This window comes from Holdemania massiliensis AP2, assembly GCF_000327285.1.
GTDB classification, from domain to species: domain Bacteria; phylum Bacillota_I; class Bacilli_A; order Erysipelotrichales; family Erysipelotrichaceae; genus Holdemania; species Holdemania massiliensis.
On sequence record NZ_HE998567.1, the window covers coordinates 981,737 to 999,575 of the forward strand.

Annotated in this window: 17 protein-coding genes and 1 other annotated feature; of the genes, 11 read left to right on the top strand and 6 right to left on the bottom strand. The window is 51.8% G+C overall.

Annotation, left to right across the window (positions count from 1 at the left end; translation table 11 throughout):
* The 6 genes from BN162_RS04570 to BN162_RS17710 form a co-directional block, all read left to right on the top strand.
* The coding region (locus BN162_RS04570) for an SDR family oxidoreductase (RefSeq protein WP_040451145.1) at positions 1 to 1,233 on the top strand (1,233 nt) is incomplete at its 5' end.
* On the top strand, positions 1,230 to 3,104 hold the full coding sequence (locus BN162_RS04575; protein WP_020223904.1) for a histidine kinase N-terminal 7TM domain-containing protein: 1,875 nt from the start codon (positions 1,230 to 1,232) through the stop codon (positions 3,102 to 3,104). The genes BN162_RS04570 and BN162_RS04575, both read left to right, overlap by 4 nt.
* Positions 3,101 to 4,636, top strand: a complete 1,536-nt coding sequence (locus tag BN162_RS04580; protein ID WP_020223905.1) for an HD domain-containing phosphohydrolase — start codon at positions 3,101 to 3,103, stop codon at positions 4,634 to 4,636. Before BN162_RS04575 ends, BN162_RS04580 begins: the two co-directional genes overlap by 4 nt.
* 15 nt (positions 4,637 to 4,651) lie before the next feature.
* Positions 4,652 to 6,322, top strand: coding sequence for an AMP-binding protein (locus BN162_RS04585; protein ID WP_020223906.1), 1,671 nt, complete (start codon positions 4,652 to 4,654; stop codon positions 6,320 to 6,322).
* The gene (locus BN162_RS04590) at positions 6,319 to 6,546 is read left to right on the top strand and encodes an acyl carrier protein (protein ID WP_020223907.1); all 228 of its coding nucleotides are present in this window, start codon (positions 6,319 to 6,321) and stop codon (positions 6,544 to 6,546) included. The genes BN162_RS04585 and BN162_RS04590 overlap by 4 nt, the downstream gene beginning before the upstream one ends.
* Positions 6,539 to 7,093, top strand: a complete 555-nt coding sequence (locus tag BN162_RS17710) for a 4'-phosphopantetheinyl transferase family protein (RefSeq protein WP_020223908.1) — start codon at positions 6,539 to 6,541, stop codon at positions 7,091 to 7,093. Before BN162_RS04590 ends, BN162_RS17710 begins: the two co-directional genes overlap by 8 nt.
* Here BN162_RS17710 and BN162_RS04600 read toward each other — a convergent pair.
* From BN162_RS04600 to BN162_RS04615, 4 genes are all read right to left on the bottom strand, one after another.
* A complete protein-coding gene (locus BN162_RS04600) occupies positions 7,078 to 7,737 on the bottom strand; it encodes an amino acid ABC transporter ATP-binding protein (protein WP_020223909.1) in 660 nt (219 codons plus the stop codon). The genes BN162_RS17710 and BN162_RS04600 overlap by 16 nt on opposite strands.
* A 12-nt stretch (positions 7,738 to 7,749) precedes the next feature.
* Positions 7,750 to 8,382, bottom strand: coding sequence for an amino acid ABC transporter permease (locus BN162_RS04605; protein ID WP_020223910.1), 633 nt, complete (start codon positions 8,380 to 8,382; stop codon positions 7,750 to 7,752).
* Between the two features lie 2 nt (positions 8,383 to 8,384).
* Positions 8,385 to 9,182 (bottom strand): amino acid ABC transporter substrate-binding protein, encoded by a 798-nt coding sequence (locus BN162_RS04610; protein WP_020223911.1) that lies wholly within the window; start codon positions 9,180 to 9,182, stop codon positions 8,385 to 8,387.
* 104 nt (positions 9,183 to 9,286) lie between these two features.
* Positions 9,287 to 9,545: a binding site (T-box leader), on the bottom strand.
* 89 nt (positions 9,546 to 9,634) lie between these two features.
* Complete coding sequence (locus BN162_RS04615; protein WP_020223912.1) at positions 9,635 to 10,504, bottom strand: SDR family NAD(P)-dependent oxidoreductase; 870 nt, start codon at positions 10,502 to 10,504, stop codon at positions 9,635 to 9,637.
* A gap of 338 nt (positions 10,505 to 10,842) precedes the next feature.
* Between BN162_RS04615 and BN162_RS04620 the strand changes: the two genes are divergently transcribed.
* On the top strand, positions 10,843 to 11,103 hold the full coding sequence (locus tag BN162_RS04620; RefSeq protein WP_020223913.1) for a type II toxin-antitoxin system prevent-host-death family antitoxin: 261 nt from the start codon (positions 10,843 to 10,845) through the stop codon (positions 11,101 to 11,103).
* A gap of 282 nt (positions 11,104 to 11,385) precedes the next feature.
* Here BN162_RS04620 and BN162_RS04625 read toward each other — a convergent pair whose 3' ends face one another.
* Positions 11,386 to 12,192 carry an alpha/beta fold hydrolase gene (locus tag BN162_RS04625; protein ID WP_020223914.1) on the bottom strand — a complete coding sequence of 269 codons (807 nt, stop codon included), beginning with the start codon at positions 12,190 to 12,192 and terminating at the stop codon, positions 11,386 to 11,388.
* A gap of 70 nt (positions 12,193 to 12,262) precedes the next feature.
* The gene (locus BN162_RS04630; RefSeq protein WP_020223915.1) at positions 12,263 to 13,363 is read right to left on the bottom strand and encodes a M20 metallopeptidase family protein; all 1,101 of its coding nucleotides are present in this window, start codon (positions 13,361 to 13,363) and stop codon (positions 12,263 to 12,265) included.
* A gap of 118 nt (positions 13,364 to 13,481) precedes the next feature.
* Here BN162_RS04630 and BN162_RS04635 point away from each other — a divergent pair, with 118 nt between their 5' ends.
* From BN162_RS04635 to BN162_RS04650, 4 genes are all read left to right on the top strand, one after another.
* Positions 13,482 to 15,068: an NAD(P)/FAD-dependent oxidoreductase gene (locus tag BN162_RS04635; RefSeq protein ID WP_020223916.1), complete on the top strand. Its 1,587-nt coding sequence runs from the start codon at positions 13,482 to 13,484 to the stop codon at positions 15,066 to 15,068.
* Between the two features lie 2 nt (positions 15,069 to 15,070).
* Positions 15,071 to 15,841: a threonine/serine exporter family protein gene (locus BN162_RS04640; RefSeq protein ID WP_020223917.1), complete on the top strand. Its 771-nt coding sequence runs from the start codon at positions 15,071 to 15,073 to the stop codon at positions 15,839 to 15,841.
* A complete protein-coding gene (locus BN162_RS04645) occupies positions 15,835 to 16,257 on the top strand; it encodes a threonine/serine exporter family protein (protein WP_020223918.1) in 423 nt (140 codons plus the stop codon). The genes BN162_RS04640 and BN162_RS04645 overlap by 7 nt, the downstream gene beginning before the upstream one ends.
* 259 nt (positions 16,258 to 16,516) lie before the next feature.
* Positions 16,517 to 17,785 carry a glycosyltransferase family 2 protein gene (locus tag BN162_RS04650; protein ID WP_020223919.1) on the top strand — a complete coding sequence of 423 codons (1,269 nt, stop codon included), beginning with the start codon at positions 16,517 to 16,519 and terminating at the stop codon, positions 17,783 to 17,785.
* The last annotated feature ends 54 nt before the right edge of the window (positions 17,786 to 17,839 follow it).

A 17,839-nucleotide genomic window follows, 5' to 3' on the forward strand; every position in this document is an offset into this window, starting at 1 on the left:
TTATTGACGGAATATTACCGCCGCGACTGGCCGATGACGCTGGAGGAATTCTACCGCAGCCCTTCGCTCAACCAGCAGCGTCTGCTGCTACGGCAGGCCGCTGAACTGGCTGTCACACCAGAAAGTTTCACACCGCAGAAAATAACGCCGGCCGTTCAGGCACCGGTCAATCTGGATGTCGTGTTAATCAGCGGCGGCAGCGGCTACTTTGGTCTGCATCTGATCCAGGCGCTCTTTGACCTGAAACTTTCTTCCCGGATCTTTGTTTTAAGCCGGCAGGACCGCAGCGTTGTTTTCGAGAAAGCTGCGCAGCTTTTAGGTCAGGACTGGGTTACGAAACATCAGGCCAAACTCGTTTGTCTGAAAGCCGATCTGCACGATCCGCAGCTGGGACTTTCAGCCTCGGCCTACGCGCTGATCACCTCCCAGATCACCTGTGTCATTCACAGCGCGGCTGAGGTTCGTCACTATGGACAGCGTGAACAATTCCTGCGCGCCAATGTCGAAGCCACCGAAACGATGCTCGCCGCCGCACGCCAGGCGCATGTGCCGTTCATCCATGTTTCAACGCTTAGCTTATGCGGTACAGTTTTAAAAGCTCAGCCGCAGCAGCCGGCGGTCTTTACTGAAACGGATCTGGACATCGGACAAAACTGGCAGGATAATCTTTACATCGAATCCAAGTTTATGGCTGAGCAGCGTGTGCTGGCGGCCCGCGATGAAGGTCTGCCGGTGCGGATTCTGCGCTTAGGCCGCTTAGTTGGACGTCACACCGACGGTCAGTTCCAGCTCGCTTACCAAGACAACGCGTTCTGGCGAATTTGCCAAGGACTGCTTCAGGTCGGGATGCTGCCGGCGGCATTGGCTGAGATGTCAGTAGAAGTGAGCGCCGTAGACGAATGCGCCCGGGCTGCCGCTTTGATCTGTACGACAACGCTGTGCGTCGCGCATCTGGCCAATCCCCATCCGCTGACGTTTAAAGAAATTTTCTACGATCTGCCGCAGGTCAGCGACGCCCAGTTTCAGCAGCAGCTGAAGACAAAGCAGAAACACGACGCGCTGTTAGGCAGTCTGATTGAAGAAATGAACGCGCTGCAAAAACAGCCGCCGCAGATTCAGGCCGACTGCACGCTGACCTTGAATGCCCTGCGTCAGGTTGAATTTACGTGGAGTATCCCCGATCCGGACAAGGAACTGCGCAGCCATCGATCAAAGCGAGGTGAAAGCGAATGATTTCCAATACGGCTTTAATGACGTTTTACATTTCCATCATCGGTCTGGTGATGATCATCTCCCGCAATCTCAGAACCAACCGCTCCCATCTGATCAATAAGATTTATGCGTTCTTAGCCTTGGCGCTGATCGAATGGATGATAGCGCTGATCGGCATGCGCTTTTCACGCCCGGATGATCAGATCGCACTTTATTTTTGGGATGCACTGTCCAATCTCGGCGTTTCTCTGACCCCGGTGCTGTCGCTTCTGATTGCGATTGTCTTTGTCCGCCATTACGCCCGTCTGCCAAAAAAGACGGCCTGGCTGTTTGTCATTCCGCTGCTGACCAACATCATGATCTGGACCAATCCGCTGCACCATCTGCATTACCGGCAGTTCAGTGTAATTGCCAGCGAAGTGGTGTTCGGGCCGTACATGCTGATCAGCGGCGGCTACAGTTATCTATGCATGCTGCTGTCCATTCTGATCATCATGAACTTTGCTTTTAAAAGTCATAACTCACTGTATATGCGCCAAGCTCTGCTCTTTTCGCTGGGCAACCTGATTCCCTTTGCCGTCAGTATGCTGGCGACGTTCAAGATTCTCAACCTGAGCATTGCGGCGACGCCGATCAGCTTTGTCTTTACGGTAATCTTTCACGGCATCGCGATTGAAAGGCTGAATTTTCTCAACATCACCCCGATTGCCACCCAGCACATCCTCGATTGGATCTCCGATGGTTATCTGATCCTCAGCGATACCGGTCTGGTGCTCAATTACAATCAGCCGTTTGCGGATATCTTCGGACAACGCTGCGGGATTCTGGTCAACCGCTCGCTCAAGGACATTCAGATTCCGGAAGACAACGCCGCCCAGACCGCGATCCGCAATCTGATCAGCTCGGTCGATTCCGCCCGCGACAGCGGCAGTACGATCGTTTATGAACAATCGATTGTCAACGGTGGTCAGATGTATTACTACATGGTCGAAATCACACCATTAAAGATCGACGATACCATCGCCGGCTTCAGCGTCATCTATAAAAATGTCACGACGCTCAAGGAAAGCATGCAGAAGCTGCAGAAATCCCAAAAACAGATGATGGAGCGCGAACGGCTGGCAACCCTGGGACAGATGGTCGGCGGCATCGCGCACAATCTGAAAACACCGATCATGTCGATTTCCGGTGCGCTCAGCGCGATGGAGGACCTGGTGCGTGAATGTGAAGAAAGCTTCGGCGATCCGGAAGTCACAGCCGCCGATTATCGTGAAATCAGCGGTGAAATGACCGACTGGATTCGCCGCTGCAAGGACTCCTGCGCTTACATGTCGGATATCATCACGGCCGTCAAGGGTCAGGCTGCCAACATGAACGCCTCGGAAAAAGTGGCGTTTACCGCAGAAGAGCTGATCCGTCGGACAACGCTGCTGATGCGGCATGAATTAACCGTCAGCGGCTGCCGCCTGATCACCGACAACCAGACCGCACCGACCGTCTTGCTGCACGGCGACATCAACAATCTCGTTCAGGTCGTCAACAACTTCGTCGCCAATGCGATCGACGCCCAGCTGCCCGAAGGCGATCACACGATCACACTGACTGTCAAGGAGCAGCAGGGCAATCTGATTTTAACGGTCAGCGATCATGGCAGCGGCATTCAGGACAGCGTCCGCCGGCATTTGCTCAACGAAATGGTCACGACCAAAGGAGCGGCCGGGGCAGGATTGGGCATCTATATGTCCAAAGCGCTGATTCAGGGCAAATTTGATGGCGAGCTGTGGTTTGACGACAACCCCGGCGGAGGGGCGGTCTTCGGCTTTACCATTCCGCTTTCTTCCGAAACTGTGGAAGAAAGCGCAGACATTCAGGAAAGGAGGGATTGGGCTTGAGAAAAAATCGCAAAGGCGCCGTTTCCAACGAGTTTCGGCTGTTGGTTCTCGATGATGATGAAATGATCACCCTGGCGCTGCGTTCTTATTTTCAGGGCAGCGGCTATCAAGTAGAGATCGAAAGCGATCCGCTGAAAGCCATTGAACGTGTCCGGCAGGAACATTTTGATATCCTGCTGCTGGACTTTCTGATGAGTCCGATCTGCGGCGATAAGGTCGTCGAACAAATCCGGCAGTTTAATCATGAACTGTTCATTATTCTTCTGACAGGACATAAGGATCTGGCGCCGCCGGTCAAGACGATCCGGGAATTGGATATTCAGGGTTATTATGAAAAAAGCGACAAATTCGACCAGCTGGAGCTGCTTGTCGAATCGTGTGTGAAATCCATTCGGCAGATGCGCACAATCCGCAGCTATCGCGACGGCTTAGGCGAAATCGTTGCCGATATGCCGCTTTTAGTGGAAGAAAAAAATTTGTCGCAGCTGATCCCGCTGATCGTCAGTCAGACCCGTTCACTGACCCGGCAGGATAATGTCTTCGTGCTGCTCAATCCGTTAACCGTACCACAGGTCAGTGAGAAGCTGACGTTAGTCTCCTCCTTGATGCTCAGCGGCAGCGGCGATTATTCGCTCGATGCGACGCAGTTCATGAAACGGCATTTTCCCCGCTTTCTGCCGCTGATCCAGGCCGCCAAGCTGCAGGGAACAGCCGCGCTGCAGGATCAGCAGCTGGTGCTGCCGCTAAAGGATGAGAACGAACAGTTTCTCGGCGTGATCGGCGTTGACTTTGATGAATTGCCGTCCGCCACGGTCATCCAGCTGATGGAAGCCTATGGTCACCAGGCTTCCTCGGCAGTCGCCAGCACCTATCTGCATACGCTGCTGCAGGACAAAAACAAGGAACTACTGGAAACCAATCAGCTGTTGAAAGAAAACTACATGCAGACGATCACCGCGGTGCGGTTAATGGTCGAAGCCAAGGATATCTATACCCGCGGTCATTCCGACCGCGTCAGCTATTATACGCTGCTTTTGGCCCGCCGGCAGATCAGCGACAAAGACCAGCTGGAAAAAATCCGTCTGGCCGGCCTGTTCCATGATGTCGGCAAGATCGGCGTGCCGGATTCCATTTTAAGCAAACGCGGCCCGCTGGATGAAGAAGAATATCAAGCGATCCGGCGGCATTCGGCGCTGGGTTATGAAATTTTATCGACGATGTCGTTCTTCCAGGATATCGCTAAGATTGTGCGCAGCCATCATGAACGCTGGGATGGTCAGGGCTATCCGGATCATCTGTCCTGTACGGCGATTCCGCTGGCTTCGCGGATGATCGCCGTCGCCGATGCTTTTGACGCAATGACCTCATTTCGCTCCTACCGCAGCTGTTTGTCGATGGAACAGGCCCGCGCAGAGCTGATCCGCAACAAAGGCACGCAATTCGACCCGCAGCTGGTCGATGAGTTTCTGGAAATTCTGCAGGGCTATGATGAAATTCGTTCCCAACTGGAATGGACTTTCCATGAGCTTTAGAAAGGAGATGTCCTGATGCGAACTTATCCGAACTATCCCGCTGACACTTACCCTACTTTCCGGTGTTATCTGGAAGGCATCAAAACCCAATTTGGCGCGCGGGATGCGATTGTCAGCTTCTCCCCTCGGGGTGAACGCTTCAGCCGCACCTACAAGCAGCTGGCGGAAGACGTGCAGGCGCTCAGTGAAGCGTTTCGGCTGTTTCTGCCGGAAGGCCATGCCGCGATTCTCAGTGAAAACAGCTACGGCTGGCTGATCACCTATCTGGCGCTGATCCTCAGCGGCCGCACCGCCGTCTGTATGGATACCGAGCAGCCGGAAGAAATTTTAACCGAAATGATCCGGCACACAGACTGCACCACCGTCTTTGTTTCCCCGGCCTTCCTGCCTTTGACTGACTCGCTGCGGCACCAATGTCCCAAGCTGCAGAAGGTTCTGCGGCTGAGCTACGATGAAGACGACAGTTTAAAAGCACTGTGGCTGAAAGGTTTGACGCTGGTCCGCGAACATCAGGGCGACTGGTCTTTTCCTGATCATGACGGCAGCTTCACGGCCTCGATTGTCTACACCTCCGGTACGACCAGCGTTTCCAAACCGGTCATGCTGAGTGAAGCCGGGATTCTGCTCAATGCCGCCGACTCGATGCGCTTAGTCAGCATCGCGGATACGATGTATACCTCCCTGCCCTTCTATCACACTTACGGTCTGACCTGTTCGGTCATCAACATTCTGCTTCATGGTTCGACGCTGTGCATTAACGGATCGTTGAAAACCATGCTTCGGGATTTGAAGACCTTTGCGCCGGAAAACATGATGGCCGTTCCGCTGATCGTTGAAATGATGCACCAAAATATCTGGCGGACGTTAAAAAACCAAGGCCAGGAAGCCAAGATGCGAAACTATCTGAAGCTGTACCGGATTGTCCATCGGTTCGGCTTTCGGCCCTTCCCTGCCTTCTTAAAGCCGATCCGGGAAGCCTTCGGCGGCCGGCTGAACATGATCGTCTGCGGCGGAGCGCATCTGTCGGAAAAGATCGGATTAGAAATGGAAGCCTTCGGCTTTCAGATCATTCAGGGCTACGGGATTACCGAATGCTCGCCGCTCATCAGCGTCAACCGCAATCTCGACAGCCGCGTCGATACCGTCGGCCATGTTCTGCCGGGCATTGAACTGCGCTTAATTCAGGGAGAGATCGCCGTGCGCGGGACCTCGGTGATGCAGGGCTATTATAAAAATGAAGCACTGAGCCAAGAGGTCTTTGACCAGGGCTGGTTTCTAACCGGGGATCTGGGCAGTCTGGATTCCCGCGGTCATCTGCGCATTACCGGTCGGAAAAAGAATCTGATCGTCTTTAAAAACGGCAAGAAAGTCTCGCCGGAGGAAATCGAACAGCAGCTGATTCCGCTGCCGCTAGTCAAAGAAGTGATGGCCTACGGTATGGGAGCGTCGGAAAATCCTGACGATGTCCGGCTGGCGGTCATGATTTATCCGGATCCTCAAGCCACCGAAGGCATGTCGGCTTATGAGATTTTAGAGCAGCTGCAGGCCGATGTCGATCAGGTCAACCAACAGCTGCCTTCCTACAAGCAGATTCAGATGATCAAGCTGCGGGAAACGGAATTTGAAAAAACAGCGACCCGCAAGATCAAGCGGCCGCCGATGCCGGAAAGGAGAAGTGAAGCATGATAGAAAAAATTCTGGCGATCATCACCGAGGTGACAGGCCAGCAGCAGCTGACGCTGCAGACCGATCTGGTTCGGGATCTGCAGCTGAATTCGTTTGACGTTGTAAACATCATCATCGCGTTTGAAAACGAATTCGGGATTGAAATTGAGACTCAGCAAATCCGGCACATCCAGAAAATCAAAGATATTGCCGACTATCTGGAGAAACAGGGCGTTCATGACTGAAGCCGGACTGCGGTTGTTTTCAGGTTCTCTGGATTCCCTGTCCAGTGCCGGTCTGCTTCAGAAAGCGTTAAAGCGGCAGGTCGATATGGGAATCCTGCCGTTTGTCCCGACAGAGCGCACCCTTACGCCGAAGGGCAAGCCTTATTTCGCGGATTTGCCCGCAATGCATTTCAGTATTTCCCACAGCGGCCAGCAATGGGTCTGTCTGTTTGCCAGTCAGCCGGTCGGCATAGATATTGAACAGCCCCGCCGCTGCCGTGAAGAAGCAATTGCGCGCCGGTTTTTCCATCCGCTCGAACAAGCCTGGCTGGCCAAGCATCCCCAAGCCTTTTTTCCTATCTGGACCGCGAAGGAAAGCTATGTTAAATGGTCAGGCTGCGGTATTGACAGCCAGTTTTCCCAGTTCAGCGTGATCGATGAGCATGGTGCGCTGTGCCAAGGGGATGGTTATCAATTCATCCCGTTTGTCACAAAAAAAGGAACGCCCGGCACGATGTGCCTGAGCGCTTCCCTCAGTGAACGTTATCAAACTTACGAATTGGACTGAAGCTCGTTCAGCCGAACGAACCGTGTTCCCGTCCGCCGGGCAAATTGTTCGTCATGCGTGACGACCAGGATGCCCAGTCCTTGTGCCGCCAGATCCTGAATGATCTGGGTGACATCCAGCGCGGATTGTTCATCCAGGGCGCTGGTCGGTTCATCAAAGCACAGGATTTCCGGTGCCAGCATGCAGGCTCGGGCAATCGCCGCGCGCTGCTTCTGCCCACCGGACAATGAATTAGGATAGGCCTGCGCTTTCTGTTCAATCTTGAGTTGTTCCAAAAGCCTGCGGGCTTTTTTTTCGGCTTCCTCCCGGCTCATTCCCTTTAAGCGCACCGGGGCTTCCGTCAGATTCCGCAGCACCGTCCAATGCGGAAACAGATTCCAGTTCTGAAACACCAGTCCGATCTTCTGGCGGTATTGCACCGGATCGCACCAGTGTCCATCCTGACATAATACTGTGCCTGAGAGTGAAATCGTGCCCTTTTCCGGTAGTTCCAGCCCGCACAGACAGCGCAGCAGCGTCGTCTTGCCCGCCCCGGAAGGTCCCATCAGACATACGATTTCCCCCTGATCAATCCGCAGCGATACATTTTCAAATACCGGATCGGCGCCAAAGGTTTTCGCGCATTTCTCAGCGATGCAGCTCATCGTTTGTTCCTCCTAATAATAACTGATGCGTTTCTCGATCCGGCTTAAGATCCAGCTGAAGCCGCCGCACATCGCCAGATACAATAGACCGACGACGACAAACGGCAAGGCTGTCGCATACGTATTGACCGCAGACCGGCCGGCCTTTAACAGCTCGGAAGCGCCCAGCACATAGATCAACGAAGTGTCCTTGACCAAATTGAGCACCTCATTGCCAATCGCCGGCATGGCATTGCGCAGCGCCTGCGGCAGCTGAATCCGAAAGTAAATCGTGCGGCGGGAAAAGCCAAGCATCTTCCCGGCTTCCGCCTGCCCTGGATCCACCGCGCCCAACGCCCCGCGCAGGATCTCAATAAAGTACGCCGTGTAGTTCAGGGTAAAGGCAATCAGAATTGAGGCTTCCCGACTGAACGTCAGACCCAGGTAAGGCATTCCAAAAAAGATAAACATCAGCTGAAGCAATAACGGCGTTCCCCGCATCAGCGTGATGTAGCCGCGAAACAGCGGTTTCAACAGACGGCCGGAAAACTGTTGGAACGCCTGAAGCAGACAAGCTAAGGGCAGCGAGAGCAATAACGTCAAAGCAAATACCTGCAGCGTAACGCCCGCCCCGGCGAGTAAGGAAGGCAGAATCTGTCGGATCATGCTTATTCCCCAAACCACTTGGCGTTTAAGGCCGCCTGGGTGCCATCCTCGACGCAGGCCTGCATCGCTTCATTGATTTTGCTCAATAATGTCGCATCGCTTTTGCGCATCCCCACGGCATACTGTTCGGTTCCGAAATTGTCATCCAGTACTTTATATTTGTCCAGCCCTCTTTGCTTCATCACATACCGCGCCAGAACTTCGTCGACAACGATCGCCTGGGAACGGCCGGCTTCCAGATCCATAAAGCAGTCGATGTTGGTATCAAATTCTTCCGGAGCGCCGTTTTTTAACTTCGCCGCCAGTTCCGCCTCCGCCATCACGGCTTCCAAGGCGCTGGATTCTTTCTGAACGGCAACGCTTTGTCCGGCTAAATCGTCCTTTGTCATGATGGCGGAATCGGCCAAGGTGATGATCAGCTGCCGGTTTTCCAGATACGGCTCAGAGAAGGCTACCTGCTGCTTCCGCGTTTCAGTAATCGAATATCCGTTCCAGATCAAGTCAATGTTCCCAGCGTTCAGCTCGGTTTCCTTCATCGACCAGTCAATCGTCTGAAATTCAAACGTCAGCCCCAGCTTTTCCGAAACCGCCTGCGCCATGTCGATATCATAACCGGTTAATTCGTTGTTTTCATCACGGAAGCCCATCGGCGCAAACGTATCGTCGATCCCCACCACGACTTTGCCGCGGGCCTGCAGCGTACTGTAGCTGTCCTGCTGCGCGGTCGTTTTCGCCTGACATCCGCTCATCATTAAAAGACCCAGACTGATCAAACTCATCCATACTTTTCTGCTTTTCATTTTCATTTCTCCTCCACTTTTGATATAGCATGAAATGAAATTGAATCCCGAAATGGTTCGTTTTAGACCGCGGCCGCTAAAACAAAAACCCTCTCATCCTAAACAATAAGGACGAGAGGGTACTTTTCCCTTCGTGGTTCCACCTTAATTTACTGCATTCCTCGCGAAATCCAGCCTCTTCGAGTACAAAGCTTCTATACTCTAGTACGATAACGGGTACAGGTTCCGATCCAGCCTACTTGATTGCTCGTTCGGTGAATTGCTCCAAGATGTGTTCAGCCTGTTTTCTCATATTCCCTTGCACCAACCGGAAACTCTCTGGATGAGCGATCAAGGCTTACTTTTTCTTTTCATCGCTGTTATATCAATGACTGTATGATAAATCCCCAAGGCCAACTTGTCAAGCAGGAAATAACTTTTTTCTGAAACTTTTTCTTTACTTTTCAGAACTTTCAGTCACAATCATGCTGCATTTCAAGCGATTTCAGCCTTGTTTTCGATTCTTTCTCCGACCTTGCGCCTCTCAGGCAGGACCGTTGAAAAGCGGATCTTCCCGACCACCCCTGCTGCATCAGCCAGAGCATCATGATCAGGTTCTGCGATAAAAGCTTCGCTGCCCAACAGCTGATCTGTGTCAAAATTCCATAAATTGAATGGGATTTGCCTTTTCGGCTGTCAGCCAATGCTTTCTGAGCCACGGGGACGGGATTCGTAATCGGAAACAAACGGGTAACGCTGGGATGCGTATTCGTCTTCGCTTTCATGATAAACGGCGTTCTCATCCAGCACGGACAAACTGAGGTGACCGATATTCCCCGCGGCTTCAGCTCCACCGCCAGTGCCATGGAAAACCGGTCGATAAAGGCTTTGCTTGCGGCATACACACTGAAATAAGGCAACGGCTGAAAGGCTGCCTGGGAAGCGGTATTAATGATGCGGCTGCCTGCCGTCATATAGGGAAGACAAATGGACGTCATCGCGATGACTGCCCGGCAGTTTAAGTCAACAATCTGCACGGCATCCAATGTTTTTATTTTTTCAAACGGTCCAAATTTTCCGCTTCCCGCATTGTTGATCAGCCAGAATATCTGCGGCTGTTCAGCAGTTAAACGGCGATGGAAGTCAGCCAGCTGACCTGGATCGGTCAGATCGATTTGAACCGGAATGATCCGCTGGCCAAAATCCTGTACCAGCCGCTGCAGCCGAGCCGGGGTTTTCGCCAAGGCCCAGACTTCATCAATATTTGGATCTTCCGCTATCCGTTGGGTATATTCCCGGCCTAACCCGCTGTCAGCACCGGTGATGATCGCGATTTTCTGCATATAAGCCTCCTGTTTTCCCAGCTTGATTTCAGACGCTTTTCATTCTGCCTTAATCCTAAGTTGGATAAAGCATGAAAGCTTCTTTACGTTTAGTATGGCTTAATGAACAAAACGGGAACCGGAAAAAAACGCTGCCTTTTTTAACCTGTATGGACGCTAAAGAAAGACTGACCTTTCGGTCAGCGTGATGTTAATTCAATTATAAGTTTTCATCAATCCTGCTAATGATTATTAAATAATCGATAAGAGTCTTTTCTGCGGCTTTTAGTTTGTTGTAATATTTGATGTTGTATTTACAGCAGAATCGGATATATTGGTAGTAGGAAAGAAGTGATCTCATGCCAAACATTAAACCGATATCTGATTTAAGGAACTACTCTGATGTACTCCGGGATGTAACCGTAGACTCTCCTGTATTTTTGACAAAGAATGGGCGCGGGCGCTATGCCATTATTGATATACAAGATTATGAAGAAATGAAAGCTACCCTTACGCTGATGAATGAACTTGCAAAAGGGAGAAAGTTGGGAGAGGAAAAGGGATGGCTTTCATCGGATGATGTAAGGGCACATTTCAAGGCAAAACGGAATGGCTTATAACCTACACTACTCTCCAGAGGCATTGAATGATCTGGACGAGATACAGGAGTATATTGAAAAATAACAAAAAATACTCCCTTTAATGAAACCGTTAGATTTTCCAGCGGTTTTTCTTATGCCTAAAAACGGAGGTGAAACATTTGGCTTATTTTTTCTAAATTTTACACTACAAATATAAGCGAATACTGCCTGAGGCCTCTGAAAAAGCAAACAAAAACAGGACAGAGTCCGTATACTCAGACTCAAAAAGTCCTGTTTTGAAAAAATAATGACAGAAAAGAGCTAATCCTTCAGAAATTCAAACACCACACGATTAAAATCACGAGCCTCTTCGTAGGCACTGTGTCCATAGCCTTGATAAATTTTTAGCTGGCTGCCCGGAATCAGCCGGGCAAGCTCACCTGCCGAATCCCTGCCCAGAACCTGATCCTGATCCCCGCCCACGACCAGCACCGGACATCGAATGCTGGAAATGAATGCAGCACTGTCATGGCCGAGGCAGGCGTGCGCCTGAATGATAAAACTGTTCAGACTTTTCGGCCGCAGGATCCGGGCCAGAACCGGATTGAACGGGCGCTGGATTCTGACCCGCCCAGGGGTATAGATTTTTTCGGCCATATCCGCGAACAGACTTGGGAAGTCCGCTTGTTCCGCAAGCGAAATCCAATGCGAAATGACGCTCCGGGACGTTTCATTCTGCCGGCACAGCGTAACTGCCAGAACCAGCTTTTCAACCCTCTCGGCAAAGTCAGCCGCCAGATACTGAGCGATCATGCCGCCCTGAGAAATCCCCACAACATGCGCTTTTTCAATTCCCAGCTGCTTCATCGCCCAGGCCAGATCCGCAGCCATGTCGCGGGTTGAACAATTTGGCTTCAGTTTGTTTTTGCGGCTGAATACATAAACCCGATAATCGTGGGCAAACCTTCGGTACAGAAACGCGAACATCAGCGCCGACCCTTTAACCGATTTCAGTGAATCCCCCAAACCGGGAATAAAAATAAGCGGTTTGTGTCCCTTACCGAAAACAATATAATCCATTTCGGTTTCTTCCATGTTCAGTGTGCCGTTGTCAGCGTTATAGATCATCATCGGTACTCCTTTGTCCAAGCGTAAAAAGACCGCGTCGGAATTTCAGTTCTGTCTGCTCAGACCTTCCTTACAAATCAATATTCATCAATGCCAGATCCGTTTTAATTCCTTCCTGCAGCACCTGTTCATCAAAATTGAAATGACAGTTATGCAGCGCGATTCCAGTACCGGTGCCTAAGAAAAAGAACACACCCGGAATTTTCCGCTGGTAAAAGGCAAAATCTTCGGCGATCATTTCCGGTTTGTCAAGCACCTGCAGCTGCGGCAGTAACGCCTGAACTTTTCCAAACAGACCGGCATCATTGATCACCGCCGGATAGCCTTCGGTATAATCAAACAAAATCTGACAGCCGGTTTCCTGTTCCAGCTGATGCATGATCTCTTTCGTCTGGTCGATCATCCAGTCGAACGTGGCATCCTGAAACGACCGGTAGGAGCCTTCCAGCACCGCCGTTTCCGGCAGAATGTTGCGTACCGTGCCGGCATGGAAATTGCCGAACTTTAAGATGCGGTATTGGTTAGGCGCGATTTTCTTTTCCATTGCGTACAGCCGGCACAACAAATCGGCCGCGATGGCCAGCGCATCGATCCCCTCATCCGGTTTGGCACAGTGCGTACTCTTTCCTTTGACCGTGACCGTCACCTCACTGGCATGCGCCATCATTTCATCGCTGCGGCTGGCAACGGCCCCGGCTGGGATAAACGGCCACAGATGCGTGCCAAAAATCGCCTTGACGTTGTATTTTTCAAAGATGCCGGTATCACAGATCGGCTTGGCGCCGCCGACTGTTTCTTCCGAGGGCTGAAAGATCAGCAGGATATTATTCTTCCACTGCGTCCGATCCAGCTGATCCAGTTCCTGGGCAAAACCCAAAAGCATCGCCATGTGACCGTCATGACCGCAGGCATGCATTCTGCCCGGATGCCGCGAAGCAAAATCCAGTCCGGTTTCTTCCTGAATCGGCAAAGCATCCATATCGGCGCGGTAAGTCAGCGTTGCTTCTTTACCGGCGTCAAAGTAAGCCGCCGCTCCGGTTTCCAACAGCTCGATCACCTCGCAATGTAATGTTTTTAAAACAGAAACAACATATTCTTTGGTTTTAAATTCGGTGAAGCTGGTTTCCGGAATCTGATGCAGATCCCGGCGAAATTGTGTCGCTTGATTCATTCAGAACACTCCTTTCGTCCTTCTCTCTCATTCATTGTAACGAACTCTGCAAATTCGTCAAGCAAAGACGCACAGGCTCGCTTCAATTTGGTATAATGAAGAACAGGAGTGATCAACAATGCTGCAAATATCCAACCTGCAACTATCTCTGGATGAAAATCCTCAGAATCTGGAAGCCTTAATCATCAAGAAGCTGCGGCTGCGTCCGCACCGGCTGATGTCCTGGAAAATCGTCAAGGAATCGCTGGACGCGCGCAGAAAACCGCTGCGTTTTGTGTATACCGTGTTGGCTGAAACCCCGGATGAAGCCGCCATTTTAAAAAAGAAGCTGCCGCATATCAGCGCTGCCAAACCTGACGTTTATCAACCGCCTCAGCCTTCCCTCATCGCTTCAACACGGCCGATTGTTGTCGGTTTTGGTCCGTGCGGCATGTTTGCCGCGCTGTTGTTGGCGGAAGCCGGACTGCGGCCAATCGTGCTGGAACGCGGGGCAGACGTCGATCAGCGCATCCAGGATGTGGAAACCTACTGGCAAGGCGGACCGCTGAATCCCCAAAGCAATGTTCAGTTCGGCGAGGGCGGCGCCGGCACGTTTTCCGACGGCAAGCTGACCACTCGCGTCAAAGACGTTCGGATTGTGAAGGTCACCGATGAACTGATCGAAGCCGGGGCAGATCCGGAAATCGGATATCAGGCTCATCCGCATATCGGAACCGACCGGCTGCGGCAGATCGTAAAAAACATCCGCTTGAAGATTCAACATTTGGGCGGTGAGATTCATTTCAATACAACCCTGACCGGAATCAGCACCGATGCCAAGGGGCTCTGTGCGGTGCAGGCCGGCGCTTTGACCCTTCCCTGCCGTCAGCTGGTGCTGGCGCTGGGCCACAGTGCCCGCGATACCTTTACGATGCTGCATGAAGCCGGGATTGCGATGGAGGCCAAGGATTTTGCGGTCGGCGTGCGGGTTGAACATCCGCAGCGTCTGATCGATCAGAATCAATACAAGGAAGCCGCCGGCCATCCGCGCCTGAAGGCGGCTGAATACCGCCTCACCTGTCAGACTCAGGAAGGCCGCGGGGTTTATTCGTTCTGCATGTGTCCCGGCGGCACCGTGGTCGCCAGCGCCAGTGAAGCAGAAGCGATTGTGACCAACGGCATGAGCGAATACGCGCGCAGCCAGGCCAACGCCAACAGTGCGCTGCTGGTTCAGGTGCGGCGTTCGGATTTTGGCGAGGGTGTGCTGGACGGCATGCGTTATCAGCAAAAACTGGAACATCAAGCCTGGATTTTAGGCGGAAGCCACGGCCAGGCTCCCTGCCAGCGGATTGCCGATTATCTGAACGGCCAAGCTTCATCAGCATTCGGACAGGTGATCCCCAGCTACAGCCGCGGGGTGACGATGACGGATCTGCATGCCCTGTTTTCCCCTTCGATCAACCGGGCGCTGGAAGAAGCGCTGGCTGATTTCAATCAGAAGATTCCCGGCTTTACCGATCCCGATGCCCTGATGACGGGTGTGGAAACACGCTCTTCCTCGCCAGTCAGAATCCTGCGCGATGAACAGTTTCAAAGCTTAACCACTGCCGGCCTGTATCCGGCGGGAGAAGGCGCAGGCTATGCCGGCGGGATCGTATCCGCGGCGATTGACGGGCTGCGCGTCGCGGAACAGATCATCCGCGATCAGGAAAACGTGAGGGATTAACGATGAACAACGATTTTGATCAGCTGCTTCAAAATGCCGCGTATGCCGGCCAGCTGTTGTTGGAAAGCGGCGCTGAGATTTACCGCGTTGAAGATACGATCTGCCGGATCTGTCTGAATTACGGGGCGCAGGAGGCCAGCAGCATCGTTCTGCCGACCGGAATCTTCGTCACCGTTGTCGCCGACGGGCGTTCCGTCAGCAAGATCGTGCGGATTAAGTCGCGCGGGTTGGATATTGACCGGATTGATCGAATCAATACGCTTTCCAGACAAAGCACAGCCCTGCCGCTGAACGACTTTATCGCTCAGCTTCGCCGGCTTGCCCACCGTCCTCCGTATTCTAAAGTCAGCCGGATGGCGGCCGGCGCCTTAGGCGCTGGCGGTTTTACCTTATTTTTTGGCGGACAGCTGCCGGATCTGGGCTGCGCGTTCGTCATCGGCGGTCTGATCGAGGGCTGCAGTTCATTTTTAGAACAACATCAATTTCCCTCCTTCTTTGCGATCAGCCTGTGCTCCGCTTTGACGGCCTTATTGGCAATCGGGTTCAATCAGATTGGCGCCGCGCCTTCGCTGGACGCTTTAATCATCGGCTGTCTGATGCTGCTTGTTCCCGGCCTGGCGATTACCAATGCGATCCGCGACAGTTTGTCGGGAGATCTGATCTCCGGGATGACGCGCGGGGTGGAAGCGGTTCTGATCGCAATCGCCGTGGCGTTGGGTCCGGGCCTGGTCATGAGTCTGTGGATGATGCTGGGAGGAAACCCGCTATGGTGATCAAGCTGATCGGCGCCTTTCTGGCTGAAATCGGATTCGGTGTGCTGTTTAATATCCATGGAAAAAAACTGTTGGCTGCAGCGCTGACCGGAACGCTGGGCAGTTTGATTTACGAGCTGGTTCTGCTGGGACAGGCCGGGGAGATTCTCGCGATGTTTCTGGCTGCCTGTGGATTGTGTTTTGTCAGCGAAGTGCTGGCAAGATTGATGAAAACGCCGGTCACGACATTTCTGATCTGTGCGCTGATCCCGCTGGTCCCGGGCGGAGGCATGTATTATACGATGCTGGCAATCATTCAGGGCAATACGATGAGCGCGCTGGAGATTGGCATCCACACGCTCGGCTGCGCCGGCGCGCTGGCGCTGGGAATTGCGCTGACCAGTGCTTTTTTCTCACTTTCGATGAAAAAATCATGAAAAATGAAGAAAAACCTGAATTTTTTCAGGTTTTTTATGTATAATTATAACCATTTCGTTAGCATACTAAGGTCTGAGCTAATCTCTTAAGAAGTCTGAAAGTTTCTTACATTTTTCTTAACACAAATATAAATTTTCATGACTAATGTGAATTTTTCTTCACAGAGATTGCATTTCTTCTTCAGCCGTTTAAAATAGAGTCCAGCATCAGCAACAGGCTGAGCTGCTTTTTACAGGGTGCGAATCCGAAGAAAGGACCATGAATATGCTAGAAAGTTTAAATGCATTTAATTTTACAATTTTTATCTTATTTCTGCTTCTCTATTTATATCAGATTATCTTTGCCGGAGTCGTGTTGTTTGGCAAAAAGAAACCGACGCCGGAAGCGAAGCAGATGCACCGCTACGGCGTCATTATTGCGGCGCGCAATGAAGCAACGGTCATCCGTGAGCTGCTTCAAAGCATCAAAGCGCAGAATTATCCGGACGGTTTGGTCACGGCTTTTGTCATCGCTGACAACTGTACCGACAACACTGCAGAACTGGCCCAGGCTGAAGGGGCTGTCGTTTACGAGCGGTTCAATCAGCTGAAAGTCGGCAAGGGCTATGCGCTGGATTATGCGTTTAAGCACATCATGAAGGAATATCCTGAGGATTGGTTCGAGGCTTACTTTGTCTTTGATGCAGACAACCTGCTGGATCCCAACTACATTCGGGAAATGAACAAAGTGTTTGATTCCGGCTATGAAATAATCACCAGCTACCGCAACTCCAAAAACTATGATTCCAACTGGATTTCTGCCGGTTATTCACTATGGTTTCTGCGCGAATCAAAATATCTGAACCAGGCGCGGATGATGTGCGGCTCCAGCTGTGCGATTTCCGGTACCGGCTTCATGATTTCCAATCAGATCGTCAAAGCCAACAACGGCTGGAAGCATCATCTGTTAACCGAGGATATCGAATTTTCTGTCGACAGTGTCCTGCATGGCTTAAAGATCGGCTACTGCGGCAGCGCCGTCCTGTACGACGAACAGCCCTGTACATTTGAACAGTCCTGGAAACAGCGCCTGCGCTGGTCAAAGGGGTTCTATCAGGTATTTGGACGCTATGGACAATCGCTGGTCAAACGGATTGTCAAAGAACGCGATTTCAGCAGTTATGACATGACGATGACCATTGCTCCGGCCCTGTTTGTTTCTTTGTTCAGCGTCCTGATCAATTCCCTCGCCCTGTTGTTTACGTTATGCGTACAGCGGGATCCGGAAGTTTTATCCGTTACGCTGGGCGCTATAACCGCCTCTGTAATCAACTACTATTTGATTCTGTATGCCTTCGGCGTTCTGACGACCATCACGGAATGGAACAATATCCACTGCAGTGCTGTGAAGAAGATTCTCTACACCTTCACTTTCCCGATTTTTATCTTCACCTATGTTCCGATCGCGATTGAAGCGCTGTTTAAGAAGATCGAATGGAGTCCGATCACCCACACCATCGCCAAATCAATTCAGGAAATACGCGATTAACCGCGTATTTTTTATAGGGACAGCTTCGTCCTTCTGCAGAAAGCAAAGCATGTC

What these genes read in the sequence shown, in the direction of transcription:
- BN162_RS04635 (WP_020223916.1), top strand. Translation starts at nt 13,482, where the DNA reads ATGCTGCAAATATCCAACCTGCAACTATCTCTGGATGAAAATCCTCAG.
- BN162_RS04575 (WP_020223904.1), top strand. Translation starts at nt 1,230, where the DNA reads ATGATTTCCAATACGGCTTTAATGACGTTTTACATTTCCATCATCGGT.
- BN162_RS04645 (WP_020223918.1), top strand. Translation starts at nt 15,835, where the DNA reads ATGGTGATCAAGCTGATCGGCGCCTTTCTGGCTGAAATCGGATTCGGT.
- BN162_RS04600 (WP_020223909.1), bottom strand. Translation starts at nt 7,737, where the DNA reads ATGAGCTGCATCGCTGAGAAATGCGCGAAAACCTTTGGCGCCGATCCG.
- BN162_RS04585 (WP_020223906.1), top strand. Translation starts at nt 4,652, where the DNA reads ATGCGAACTTATCCGAACTATCCCGCTGACACTTACCCTACTTTCCGG.
- BN162_RS04650 (WP_020223919.1), top strand. Translation starts at nt 16,517, where the DNA reads ATGAATATGCTAGAAAGTTTAAATGCATTTAATTTTACAATTTTTATC.
- BN162_RS04605 (WP_020223910.1), bottom strand. Translation starts at nt 8,382, where the DNA reads ATGATCCGACAGATTCTGCCTTCCTTACTCGCCGGGGCGGGCGTTACG.
- BN162_RS04620 (WP_020223913.1), top strand. Translation starts at nt 10,843, where the DNA reads ATGCCAAACATTAAACCGATATCTGATTTAAGGAACTACTCTGATGTA.
- BN162_RS04590 (WP_020223907.1), top strand. Translation starts at nt 6,319, where the DNA reads ATGATAGAAAAAATTCTGGCGATCATCACCGAGGTGACAGGCCAGCAG.
- BN162_RS04640 (WP_020223917.1), top strand. Translation starts at nt 15,071, where the DNA reads ATGAACAACGATTTTGATCAGCTGCTTCAAAATGCCGCGTATGCCGGC.
- BN162_RS17710 (WP_020223908.1), top strand. Translation starts at nt 6,539, where the DNA reads ATGACTGAAGCCGGACTGCGGTTGTTTTCAGGTTCTCTGGATTCCCTG.
- BN162_RS04615 (WP_020223912.1), bottom strand. Translation starts at nt 10,504, where the DNA reads ATGCAGAAAATCGCGATCATCACCGGTGCTGACAGCGGGTTAGGCCGG.
- BN162_RS04630 (WP_020223915.1), bottom strand. Translation starts at nt 13,363, where the DNA reads ATGAATCAAGCGACACAATTTCGCCGGGATCTGCATCAGATTCCGGAA.
- BN162_RS04610 (WP_020223911.1), bottom strand. Translation starts at nt 9,182, where the DNA reads ATGAAAAGCAGAAAAGTATGGATGAGTTTGATCAGTCTGGGTCTTTTA.
- BN162_RS04625 (WP_020223914.1), bottom strand. Translation starts at nt 12,192, where the DNA reads ATGATCTATAACGCTGACAACGGCACACTGAACATGGAAGAAACCGAA.